Below are 11,991 nucleotides of genomic sequence, written 5' to 3'. Positions count from 1 at the left end.
CCACTCCGTCGTCGTCCGCCCTTCAGCATCCGATGGGCCGGGGCGGCGCTGTCCGGCCCGGGCATCAGGGCCTCAGCAGTCCGCCCACCCACCAGTCGTGCGGCTTGCCATCGTTGGCGATGCTCCGATTGCGGAGTGTCCCTTCGACGGTGAAACCGAGCCTCTCGGCGACGGCGCGCGAGCCGGTGTTCCCGACCATGGCCCACCACTCGATGCGGTGCACGTCGAGCGTGGCCCAGCCCCAGTCGCACAGGGCCCGAGCGGCCTCCACCGTGTACCCGCGTCCGCGCTGCTCCTTGACCGCCCAGTAACCGAGCTCCCAGACGCCGCGGCTGATGAGGGTCAGGCAGTGCGAGCCGACCAGGGCGCCGGTGTCCTTGCGGAACGCACCAAGGGTGTAGTCCCTGTCCTCAGCCCACTGAGCGGGCAGCTCCTCGCCGACGAGCCTCTCCGCGTCCGCACGCCGGTACGGCACCGGAACCGGGGTGTAGAACTGGATGTCCTCGTCCTGGCAGGCTTCGTACACCGCATCCACGTCGGCAGATGTGAACGCCCGCAGCACCAGACGGTCGGACTCAAGAGTCACTGGATCCATCGCGGCAGTATGACCACCATCAACAACCCTCGACCAGCGAATATCTCGTGCCGAGCGCGCTCTGCCCGCCGCGCCTGAGGGGCGGCGGGCAGGGCGCGAGGGCCGTTCAGGAGCAGAGGGCACCGTTGAGCACGTAGCGCGTGGGGATCGCGTTGGCTCCCGAGTACGTCGCCTGGAAGCCGAGGCTCGCGCTGCCGCCGGGCGCCAGCGTGCCGTTCCACCCGGCGTCCCGGGCGGTGACCGTGTTGCCCGACTGGCTCACCGTGGCGTTCCAGGCGTTGCTGATCCGCTGATCACCCGCGAAGCTCCAGCCGAGGGTCCAGCCGGAGATCGCCGAGGTTCCGGTGTTCCTCACGGTGACCGTCGCCGTGAAGCCGTTGCCCCACGCGTCGTCGATCCGGTACGCCACCGTGCAGGAGGCCGCCGACGCGTCGTCGTCCGCCTCCGTCGCCGTGAACGTCGCGGGCTGCACGCCGGGGCCACCGACCGTGAAGGTCGCACTGCCCGGCAATGCGTCGGCATCCTGCGCGGCGAAGACCGGAACCCGCTGCGCCGTCGCCCAGTTGACCGGACTGAACACCAGGGTCGCCGCCGCCGACAGGTCCTCGTCGCCGGAGTTCCGGGCCACCGTCACCGTGACGTTCTGGGCGGGCGCGGCCGTGAGCCGCACGTCCACCGGCGCCGAACCGCCCTCGGGGACCGTCACGGCGGCCGGTGCCACCTGGACCACGGGCACCGCCGGGGCACTGCGCCGCTCAGCCGCAAAGGCCGCCAGCCAGGCCAGCGAGGCGTTCCAGTTGATGGCCACCTCGTTCGTGGAGTAGGAGCCGATGTCGTCCACGTAGCACGCCGCCGGAGCGCAGCCCGCCAGCTTCTCCCTGGCCACCGGGTCCTCCAGTGCCGCGTTCGGCCCGCCCGCGAAGGAACCGGCCGGCGGGTGCGGCAGAGAGGCCTCGTTCTGGTGCGCCCAGAACCGGTGGTGCTGGTTCTCGGAGTAGCGGTCGCCGTAGCCGGTGACGTAGGAGAGGTCGAGCGCATTGCGGCCCAGCAGGTAGTCCAAGGACTCCAACGCGCCCAGCCGATAGCGTGGTTGGCCGGTGAGCTCGTACGCCACGGCCAGCACCATCGCGTTGTTGGTGATGGAACTGTTGGAGCCCCACACGTACCCGGTGGCCGGGAGCGGCACCCCGTAGCCCTGTCCGGCCATGGTGGACAGGTGGCCGTCGGCGGCGGCGGTCAGCAGGCCGCGCAGCCGGGCCACGTCGTCGGCGGGCAGGGTCACGCCGGGGGTGGTGGCGAGGGTGATGCGACCGAGCGTCGCGGTGCCGCCCCACCAGAACGCGTCGACGGGCTTGGTGTGGTGCGCAGAGGTGGTGACCGCGTCCCGGTACGGTGATTCACCGGTGGTGGCCAGGAGTTCCGCCGCTGCCCAGTAGAACTCGTCGGAGACGTCGGGGTCCTCGTACGCACCTCCTCCGGTGTTGTCGGCCGCCGGGGCGAGCACGTGGGGGTTGGCCTTGGCGGCCGTCCAGGCGCGGCGGGCCGCGTCCAGGCAGCGCGCGGCGAACGCGGCGTCGTACGGTGCGTACACCCGGGCGCACTGCGCGGCCGAGGCCGCCAGGTTCAGCGTCGCGGCGGTCGACGGTTGGTGCAGCTCACGCTGTTCGGGGTCGGTTTCGGGCCGAGTGGGGAGGGCGGTCCATTTGGCGTCATGCACCTTGTGGAAGGCCATCCCGGCCATCGGCTTCCCGGCCGGGACCTGCATCCGCAGCAGGAACTCCAGCTCCCAGCGGGCCTCGTCCAGCACGTCCGGCATCCCGTTGCCGCGCTCCGGCACGTGCAGCGTCGAGTCCCCGAGGGCCGCATCGCCGCCCGAACGGTGTGCGCGTTCGAAGGAGTTGACTATTTCCCAGGCGGATATGCCGCCGTTGACCACGTACTTGCCGTGGTCGCCCGCGTCGTACCAACCGCCCCGCACGTCCCGTTGGTAGTCGCACACCCCGGCCTGACAGGGGACACTGCTGTCGCCCTTGTTGGGGGCTACGCCCAGGTGCCCGGCGGGGCGGGCGTAGGCGGTACCGCCCGCCAGGGCGGCGTCGATCGCAATGCCGCTGCGCTGCTGGTAGAAGAAGGACATGCTGTCGGCGCGCAGTCCGTCGTACAGTGCGGCGGAGATGTCGAAGGGGTGGCTGCTCCGGCCGTCGACGACCAGGGTGAAGCCGGTGCCGTTGCCCGCATACGCGCCGAAGTCCACCAGGTGCGTGGACTGGCCGGACGCCTGGTCGGCGCCGTGCACCGTGGTGGTGCCCGAGGCGGCCACCGCACCTGAGGCGTCGCGCAGTTGCCAGGCGAGCGGGGCGGTCGCGGAGCTGACCACGGTGGCCCGCTTGGGGCCGTCGGGCAGGTAGCCGAGCTGGTTGACCCGGACGGGTGTGCCGGCATCGGCGGCCCCGGCGGCGGCAGCCGCGACCGGAACGGTCAGGGCAGTGGTGGACAGGACGCCGACGGCCAGCGCCAGGCCGGCGAGCAGGGCGGCCGCGCGACGTGGCACGCCGCGGGCGGAGGTGACAGGAGGCATGGACGGAGCCTTCCTTGTGGGGGGCATTCGTGGGAGCGCTCCCAATCAAGCCAGCCGACGGACGGCACCGTCAAGTACCGCGGTGTGTACGGTGGTTGACCGCCCGCGGTCCGAGACGAGACCGACCCGGGACGCCGCCGGACTGCCGGGGCGAGCCGTCCGTCCACGGGGACGCGGGTGCGTCCGGCAAGGCGTCGGCCGTCGCGCCGAGAGGGGCGGGCAGGCCGCACCGGCCGCTGCGGGGCCTCGGCGTCGGCCAGGCGGCCGGCCTGCAGGCAGGGCCGCGCCCCGGCAGGCCTGCCGGCCGTCCGTCTCACCGCTGAGATCCCCTGGGCGCCGCTCCTTCCGGCAACGCGGGATTGACACCGCCCCACCGCGACGCGTGCTCGACCGCCGGACCCGAGTGGCCTACGAGGGCACGGGTGCACGGGCTTCACAGCCGCCCTTCGTGTGCGCACCGCGAGGACGCGCCGCCGGACGCGCGCGGCAGGTCACTCGCGCGGTCCTACAACACAGCGAGGCGCCGTGCCGGGCGTCGCGAGGCGGTGAACCCATCCGGTCACAGCACTGGGCGGTGCGCGACCTCAGGCGCCCGGGACATGTGGGGCGTTGCCGTAGTAGGCGTCCGGCCCGTGCTTGCGGGTGAAGTGCCGCTCCAGCAGATGCCTCGGCGGCTCGGAGGTGTCCCCGAGGCGGGATCCCAGCGCCAGCGTGTGCAGCGCCATCTCCGCCACGGCCTCGCAGACGATGGCGTTCTCCAGCGCAGCCTTCGCGCTGGCGCCCCAGGTGAAGGGACCGTGTCGCGAGACGAGCGCTCCGGGGACCTCGTCGGCCCGACGGGGGTCGCCGTCCAGCCGGGCAACGATCACCTGTCCGGTGTTGTACTCGTAGTCCTGCGCGCACTGCTCGGCGGTGAGGTCCGCCGTCACGGGGACGGGCCCGTTGAAGGTGTCGGCGTGGGTCGTACCGAGCACGGGGATCGGGCGGCGCGCCTGGGCGAAGGCGACCGCGTGCGTCGAGTGCGTGTGGGTGACACCGCCGATGGAGGGGAAGGCCCGGTAGAGGCACCGATGGGTTTCGGTGTCGGTGGACGGCCTGAGGTGCCCGTCGACGACCCGCCCGTCCTCCAGCGCCACCGCCACCAGGTCCTCCTCGGTGAGGTCGGCGTAGGAGACCCCGGACGGCTTGATGACGAAGACGCCGGCGTCTCGATCCACTCCACTGACGTTGCCCCAGGTGAGGGTGGCCAGACCGGCCTCAGGGATGCGCAGGTTGGCCGCGAGCACCTCGCGACGGAGGTCCTTGAGGCTGGTCTCGCTCACTACACTTTCACCGTCTTTCCGACATGTGCGGCGGTTTCCGGGACCGGCGTCCGTCAGGCCCCGCTGTCGCGCACGAGTGGGCTGGACTGATCGGGGGGCCGTACCGGGCATCGCGGTTGCGGCACGTCGGCGGCCCCTCGAATTGTGAGCGCTAACAAGCACGAATCTCAAGAGTCGCGAGAAGATTTCCTGCCCTCACCCTGCGCGCAACGCTGCATAATGTGAACGCCAACATCGAACGCCGACATCGATACCTGGTCGACGATCTCCCGCTCGGTCCGAGACGTGGGCGGGCCGCGGCTGGTTCGATACCTTGAGGGAAGGCCGCTCGATGAGGAAAGGAAGAGAGTTGACCCAACTCCCAGACGTCTCGCGCGCGCCCACGATGACGGATGTCGCACGCGTCGCCGGCGTGTCCCATCAGACCGTTTCCCGGGTGCTCAGCGACCACCCGAACGTCAGCGCCAAGACCCGGGCCGCGGTGACACAGGTCATCGAGCAGCTGGGGTACCGCCGCAACTCGGCGGCCCGGGCGCTGGCCACTCGCCGGACCCACACACTGGGCGTCATCGCGGTGAACACCACTCTGCACGGGCCCGCCAGCACCGTGGCGGGGGTTCAGGAGGCGGCTCGGGACCGCGGCTATCTCACCTCTGCCGTCACGCTCCGGACGGCCACGCAGACGGCCCTCGCCGAAGCCATGCAACACCTCGCGGGGTGGGGCGTGGAGGGGATCGTCGCCGTGACCCCCCAGCGCGCCGCGGTGAGGGCCCTGGCGGCATTGGAAGCACCGTGCCCGGTGGTCACCGTGGAAGGCGGCCACACCCTGGACCTCCCGGGGGTGTCGCTGGACCAGAATCTCGGCGCTCGCATGATCACGGAACACCTCCTCGCCTCGGGCCACTCCACCGTGTGGCACGTCGCAGGCCCTCCCGACTGGCTGGAGAGCGAGGCCCGCACGCAGGGGTGGGAGGAAGCGCTGCGCGATGCCGGCGCCGAGACGCCACCCCTGCTGCGCGGCGACTGGAGTCCACTGTCCGGATACCAGGCCGGCCAGCAGCTCGCGGGGCGGGTACGGGCGTCACGAGGGCAGGGAGCGGGCCTCACCGCGGTGTTCGTCGCCAACGACCAGATGGCCCTCGGTGTCCTGAGGGCCTTGCGGGAAGCAGGCCTGCGCACGCCGGAGGACGTAGCGGTGGCCGGCTTCGACGACATCCCCGAGGCGGAGTTCTTCCCACCTCCGCTGACGACGATCCGTCAGGACTTCGCCTCGCTCGGCCGCGACAGCATCGGCTTGCTCCTGGACCACATCGAGGGCCGGACCGACGAGTCGACGCACCTGGTGGTGGCGCCCGAGCTCATCGTGCGCGCCAGCACGGCGCGCAGGATCGCTCCGCCCGGCGAATGACCCCACCGCCCGGGCCGCGGACAGGACCGGCCCGCCCCTCTCAGGCGGTGACGTGGTGAAGCTGTGGACCCTGGTCGACCGGTACGGCCCGCCCGGCCGTCGGAGGCCCGTCGGGCAGGGGGCCGGTTCGGCGAGGCGGGGCCGGGCAGTGCCGGGTTTCCGGCGACCCCCTGCGCAGGCCCGGGAGGGCCCGCCGCCCTTGCCCGCAGGGGTTCGCACCGCCGCACGCGCTGGTCGACCCCGTCGGGACCGCCGTCACCGTGTGCCCGGTCCCATGGGTGGCGAGCCGTGGGGGGAGCCGCGACGCCGAGCCGGCCGCGCGCGATGCGGTCGGCGCAACGGCCCGCCGTCGCACCGAAGGGGCGTACGGGGTGCTCGCAAGCGGCGAGGTCGTGGGCCGTGAGCCCCACAACGGCCGGGTGGCCCCAGCCGTCCGGCGGGATCAGCGGATGGAGGCGGACGACGCGCGCGTGGACCTCCGCGCGGGCCCGGCAGCCGGGGCACCTGAACCGCCCCTACGACCGGACGCCGCGCGCGTGGACATCCGCGCGGCCCGGCCGGGGCACCTGAACCGCCCCTGCGACCCGTTCCCCCATCGTCCGGGGCGCAGGGGGCGCACCGTCCGCGGACGACGCACTTCCTGCCTGGGCCCGGAAGCCCGGTCGACGGACCGGTCTGCGTCTTCCACGGTGGTGTGTCCTGCGGCCGTTCCGCCGGGCGCGTGCCGCGAAGCAAGCGGTGCGGGCAGCACGCAGCGCGGTGGCACGGGCGGACGGGCTGCGGACCCGGGGTCAGTCGTCGGCGGGGCGGCGGCCGCTCATCAGACGTTGCAGCAAGATGAACACGAGCAGCAGGGCGCCGATGACGATCCGGGTCCACCAGGAGCTGAGCGTGCCCTGGAAGTTGACGACCGTCTGGATCATGCCGAGGACGAGCACGCCGAGGGCGGTGCCCAGGACGAAGCCGGCGCCTCCGGTCAGCAGCGTGCCGCCGATCACCGTGGCGGCGATCGCGTCGAGTTCCATGCCCATGGCGTGGAGGGCGTAGCCGGAGAGCATGTAGAAGGTCAGCAGCAGGCCGCCGAGGGCGGAGCACAGGCCGCTGACGGCGTATACGGCGATCTTGGTGGAGCCCACCGGAAGACCCATCAGGCGTGCGGAGGACTCACTTCCGCCCAGTGCGTACACGTTGCGTCCGAAGCCCGTGTGGTGCAGTACGACGAAGGCGATCACCAGCACGGCCAGGGCGATGACCACGGGGATCGAGACGAACAGTCCCCCCGGGCCGTACAGCCGGGTCTGAGCGATTCCCGTCGTGGCGGGGTCGCTGATCGTGATGGATTCCGTGCTGATCGTGTAGCAGAGCCCGCGGGCGAGGAACATGCCGGCCAGGGTGACGATGAACGGCTGGATCTCGAAGGTGTGGATGATCCAGCCCATGAGCGTTCCGCTCGCGGCGCCGACCAGCAGGACCAGTGGGATGACGGCGGCCAGGGGCCAGCCGTGCGACTCGACCAGCCAGGCGGTGAGCGTGGTCGACAGGGCCACCATGGAGCCGACGGACAGATCGATGCCGCCGGTGAGGATGACGAAGGTCGCCCCGACCGCAACGACCAGGAGGAATCCGTTGTCGATCAGCAGGTTCAGCACGACTTGCGCGGAGAGGAAGCCCTCGTAGCGCACCGATCCGACGCTGAACATGACGACCAGCAGGACGGCCGTGACGATCAGTGGGATACGGGTGCGGGTGCGCGGGGACACGGTCGCGAGGGGGCGGGTGAGCCCAGCGGCTGCGCTCGCGATGCCGGTACTCATGCGCGTACCTCCTGCTGCTGCGGGGCGGCGCCCGCCGTGGTGTCGGATCGGGGAGGGGTTGTCCCGCGGCGGCGCAGGGCCTTGGCACGGAAGACGGGCGACTGGACGAGGCAGACGACGATGACGACGAAGGCCTTGAAGACGAGGGTGGTCTCGGGTGGGACGCCGAGCGTGTAGACGGTGGTGGACAGGGTCTGGATGATCAGGGCGCCCAGGACGGTGCCGCCGAGGGAGAAGCGTCCCCCGGTCAGGGCGGTGCCGCCGACGACGACGGCGAGGATCGCGTCGAGTTCGATCCACAGGCCGGCGTTGTTGCCGTCGGCGCTGGAGACGTTGGAGCTGATCATCAGCCCGGCGACGGCGGCGCACAGCGCGCTGAAGACGTAGACCAGGGCGAGCAGACCGCCGGCGCGGATGCCGACCAGGCGGCTGGCGGCGGGGTTGCCGCCTACGGACTCGATCAGCATGCCGAGTGCGCTGCGACGGGTGACGAAGCCGGTGAGCGCGACGAGTGCGGCGGCCAGGAGGACGGCGAACGGGAAGGTCAGCCAGTAGCCGCCGCCGATCATCTTGTAGGGGGCGCTGGTCACCGTGATGATCTGGCCGCCGGTGATGAGCTGGGCGACGCCGCGGCCCGCGACCATGAGGATCAAGGTGGCCACGATCGGCTGCACTCCCAGCCCGGAGACCAGGAAGCCGTTGGCGAGGCCCAGTACGAGGGCGACGCCGAGCGCGAGGGCGACCGCCGTGAGCATGGTGGCGGCGCTGCCCGGATGTGCGGCGGTGGAGATGTGCCCACAGGCGAGGGCGCCGGCGATGGCGACCGTGGAACCCACCGAGAGGTCGATCCCGCGGGTGGCGATGACGAGGGTCATGCCGAGCGCCACGAGGGTGAGGGGCGCGCCGAACTGGAGGATGTCGATGAGGCTGCCGTAGAGGTGGCCGTCGCGTACGCGGACGGAGAAGAAGTCGTGGTGGAACGCGAGGTTGCCGAGGAGCAGCGCGAGCAGGATGAGCGTGGGCCACAGCAGGTGGTGGCCGGCCGGGCGTCTGCCGATTCCGCCGACCGCCTGGGGCTCGGCAGGCTGGGTGGTCATGAGTCCGCTCCGGTGGCGATGGTCGTGAGGATGCGTTCGGGCGTGACGGTGTCGTCGTTCGTGAGGGTGGCCACCATGCGGTGGTCGCGGAGCACGGCGATGCGGTGGCTCAGACGCAGGACCTCTTCGAGTTCCGCCGAGATGAACAGCACGGCGGTGCCTTCGCCCGCCAGGCGGGCCACGAGCTTCTGGATCTCCGCCTTGGCCCCGATGTCGATGCCCCGGGTGGGTTCGTCGAGGATCAGGAGCCGGGGAGCGGTCAGCAGCCAGCGCGCGAGGAGGACCTTCTGCTGGTTGCCTCCGCTGAGGTGGCGTACCTGCGCTTCGGGGTCGGCGGGCCGGATGTCCAGGGCGTCGATCCAGTGCCGCGCCAGCTCGTCCTGTTTCGTACGGGTCAGTGGCCTCGTCCAGCCGCGGGCGGCCTGCAGCGCGAGGATGATGTTCTCGCGGACCGTGAGCTCGCCCACCAGGCCCTCGGACTTGCGGTTCTCGGAGCAGAACGCGATGCCCCGGGCGATGGCGTGGCGCGGGGTGCGCAGGGGTACCCTCCTGCCCTCGATGCTCACCTCACCGGCGTCCGCGCTGTCGGCGCCGAACAGGAGGCGCGCCACTTCGGTGCGGCCCGAGCCCAGGAGGCCGGCCAGTCCGATGACCTCGCCGGCATGGATGTCGAGGTCGTACGGTTCGATCGAGCCCGTGCGGGTCAGCTGTCGCGCCTGGAGGAACGGCTCGGCGGTCGCACGTTCGGCCGCTTCCTCGTGGGCACGTCCGGACAGCTGGTCGAGGGTGGCCAGTTCTCCGCCGATCATGCGCTGCACCAGCGTCACCGGAGTGAGTTCGCCGATGGGGTACTCGCCTTCCAGGCGGCCGTTGCGCAGGATGGTGACGCGGTCGCAGAGGTCGAACACCTGGTCGAGGAAGTGCGTGACGAACAGGATGGCCACACCGCGGTCACGCAGGCGCCGCACCAGGGCGAAGAGCTGGGCCACCTCCTCGCGGTCCAGGCTGGAGGTCGGTTCGTCCAGTACGAGCACCTTGGCCGAGACGTCCACCGCCCGGACGATGGCGACCAGCTGCTGCACGGCAAGGGAATGTGAACCGAGCAGACCGGTGACGTCCAGGTCGAGGTCCAGTTCCGTCAGCAGCTCCGCCGCCCGCTGCCGCATCGCGGACCAGTGGATGAGACCGAACCGGCGCGGTTCGCGCCCGATGAGGATGTTCTCGGCGACCGAGATGTTCGGACAGAGGTTGACCTCCTGGTAGACGGTGCTGATTCCGGCCTGCTGCGCCTGGAGGGGGTCCGCGAACGCGTGGGACCGGCCGTCGACGAGGACGGCGCCGCCGTCGGCGGGGTGGACACCGGTGAGCACCTTGATCAAGGTGGACTTCCCGGCGCCGTTCTCGCCCATCAGGGCGTGCACCTCACCGGGGAAGAGCCGCAATGCGACTCCGTCGAGGGCGAGCACGCCCGGGAACTGCTTGCGGATGCCGCGGGCTTCCAGGACCGGCTGCGGGTCCCCGGCGTCCGTGGGCCGCGGGGTGGACGGGGATGCCATCCGCCCTCCTCTCATGGGTGGGGTGGTGGAGCGGGCTCCGGACGGTGGAGGAGGAGCCGGGCGGACCTCCTGCCGCGCCGGAACCTGCAGTTTCAGTAGTTCCGGGACGGCAGCGCGGCCGCGGCCTTGTCCTGCGGGAAGACACCCTCCTGAGTCTCGACACGAGGCGGCACGCTCTCCCCCGCCGCGACCTTCTTGGTCAACTCCATCAGCTGGTCACCGAGCAGCGGGTTGCACTCCACCACGACGTTGATCTTGCCCTCGGTCATCGCGACGAAGGCGTCCTTGATCCCGTCCACCGAGATCACCTTGATGTCCGTCCCGGGCTTCTTGCCGGACTCCTCGATGGCCTGGATGGCACCGAGGGCCATGTCGTCGTTGTGGGCGTAGAGGACGTCGATGTCCTTCTGGGACTTCAGGAAAGCCTGCATGACCTCCTTGCCCTTGGCGCGGGTGAAGTCGCCCGACTGCGAGGCCACGATCTTGAACTTGCCGTCACTGCGGATGACGTCGGCGAAGCCGGCCTTGCGGTCGTTGGCGGGTGCGGAGCCCGTGGTGCCCTGGAGCTCGACGATGTTGACCGGACCCTGCTCGTTCGCGTACGCGCTGGTCAGCCACTCGCCCGCGGACTTGCCCTCCTTGACGAAGTCCGAGCCCAGGAAGGTCTTGTAGAGGGAGGTGTCCTTGCTGTCCACGGCGCGGTCGGTGAGGATGACCGGGATACCGGCGTCCTTGGCCTCCTTCAGCACCGTGTCCCAGCCGGACTCCACGACCGGCGAGAAGGCGATGACGTCGACCTTCTGCTGGATGAAGGTGCGGATCGCCTTGATCTGGTTCTCCTGCTTCTGCTGCGCGTCGGAGAACTTGAGGGTGATTCCGGCCTTCTTCGCCGCCTCCTGGACGGACTTGGTGTTGGCGGTGCGCCAACCGCTCTCGGCGCCGACCTGGGCGAAGCCGAGCGTGATCGTCTTGCCGGATCCCGCCTTGGCCGCCGAGGAGGAGCCGGAGGCGGGGGCCTCGGTGGAGCAGGCGGTCAACGTCGTGGAGGCGAGTAGGGCGGCGGTGAGGACGAGAGCTGATCTGCGAGCCATGGGGAGTGTCCTTTCAGGGAGCATGAAAGAGGCGCCGCGCGGTCGGGGCCGGGCTTTGTCCACCAGGAGCCCCAGGAGTGCCGCTGCTCGACGGCCGGGGCAGCCGACGTCAGGTCGGCAGTCGGCAGTCGGCAGTCGGCAGTCGGCAGTCGGGGATCAAATGACGAATGCGGCGCCGTCGCATTGTGAGCGCTAACAAGGCACGTTCTCAACCCCCTTGCGCGCGTTACCTGTCCGTTATCGCATCAGGTGCGCCGACGAAGCGGACCGTCCCCCCTGTCGGCACGCTCCCCCTGGCGGCCTCATGCCGAGAAGCCTCAACGCGCCTCGCGCCAACGGCAGATCCTCCCGGGCCGCCCTACCCATACGGGGGCAGCTGCGCCGACGGAGCCGCACATCATCCGCACCCACCTCTTGCCTATCGACATTGTTAGCGCTCACACTGCGGGGGACCACCCGCCCGACCGTCAGGATTGCGGGCGGCGACTCCGGGCCTGCCCGACCGCCTGCCGCCCCACGGCTCCTTCGAA

Annotated in this window: 8 protein-coding genes; 1 reads left to right on the top strand and 7 read right to left on the bottom strand. The window is 70.9% G+C overall.

Going from position 1 to position 11,991, the window contains the following annotated elements:
* Positions 1-64 precede the first annotated feature (64 nt).
* The 3 genes from ACIPK4_RS19800 to araD all read right to left on the bottom strand — a co-directional run bounded on the left by ACIPK4_RS19800 (position 65) and on the right by araD (position 4,495).
* On the bottom strand, positions 65-595 hold the full coding sequence (locus ACIPK4_RS19800; protein WP_054227867.1) for a GNAT family N-acetyltransferase: 531 nt from the start codon (positions 593-595) through the stop codon (positions 65-67).
* A gap of 106 nt (positions 596-701) precedes the next feature.
* Positions 702-3,173 (bottom strand): glycoside hydrolase family 9 protein, encoded by a 2,472-nt coding sequence (locus tag ACIPK4_RS19795; protein ID WP_402314235.1) that lies wholly within the window; start codon positions 3,171-3,173, stop codon positions 702-704.
* Between the two features lie 584 nt (positions 3,174-3,757).
* Positions 3,758-4,495, bottom strand: coding sequence for an L-ribulose-5-phosphate 4-epimerase AraD (araD, locus tag ACIPK4_RS19790; protein ID WP_402314234.1), 738 nt, complete (start codon positions 4,493-4,495; stop codon positions 3,758-3,760).
* Positions 4,496-4,826: 331 nt separating this feature from the next.
* Between araD and ACIPK4_RS19785 the strand changes: the two genes are divergently transcribed.
* On the top strand, positions 4,827-5,903 hold the full coding sequence (locus tag ACIPK4_RS19785; protein WP_402314232.1) for a LacI family DNA-binding transcriptional regulator: 1,077 nt from the start codon (positions 4,827-4,829) through the stop codon (positions 5,901-5,903).
* 791 nt (positions 5,904-6,694) lie between these two features.
* Here ACIPK4_RS19785 and yjfF read toward each other — a convergent pair.
* The 4 genes from yjfF to ACIPK4_RS19765 form a co-directional block, all read right to left on the bottom strand.
* Positions 6,695-7,717: a galactofuranose ABC transporter, permease protein YjfF gene (gene yjfF, locus ACIPK4_RS19780; RefSeq protein WP_402314230.1), complete on the bottom strand. Its 1,023-nt coding sequence runs from the start codon at positions 7,715-7,717 to the stop codon at positions 6,695-6,697.
* Complete coding sequence (locus ACIPK4_RS19775; RefSeq protein ID WP_402314228.1) at positions 7,714-8,814, bottom strand: ABC transporter permease; 1,101 nt, start codon at positions 8,812-8,814, stop codon at positions 7,714-7,716. The genes yjfF and ACIPK4_RS19775 overlap by 4 nt, the downstream gene beginning before the upstream one ends.
* The gene (locus ACIPK4_RS19770; protein WP_402314226.1) at positions 8,811-10,370 is read right to left on the bottom strand and encodes a sugar ABC transporter ATP-binding protein; all 1,560 of its coding nucleotides are present in this window, start codon (positions 10,368-10,370) and stop codon (positions 8,811-8,813) included. Before ACIPK4_RS19770 ends, ACIPK4_RS19775 begins: the two co-directional genes overlap by 4 nt.
* 92 nt (positions 10,371-10,462) lie before the next feature.
* Positions 10,463-11,461: an ABC transporter substrate-binding protein gene (locus ACIPK4_RS19765; RefSeq protein ID WP_402314224.1), complete on the bottom strand. Its 999-nt coding sequence runs from the start codon at positions 11,459-11,461 to the stop codon at positions 10,463-10,465.
* Positions 11,462-11,991 lie beyond the last annotated feature (530 nt).

It is taken from the genome of Streptomyces sp. NPDC086989 (assembly GCF_044745505.1).
Lineage (GTDB): Bacteria > Actinomycetota > Actinomycetes > Streptomycetales > Streptomycetaceae > Streptomyces.
The sequence above is the reverse complement of the archived record's forward strand: the minus strand, read 5'-3'. Positions and strand labels throughout refer to the sequence as shown.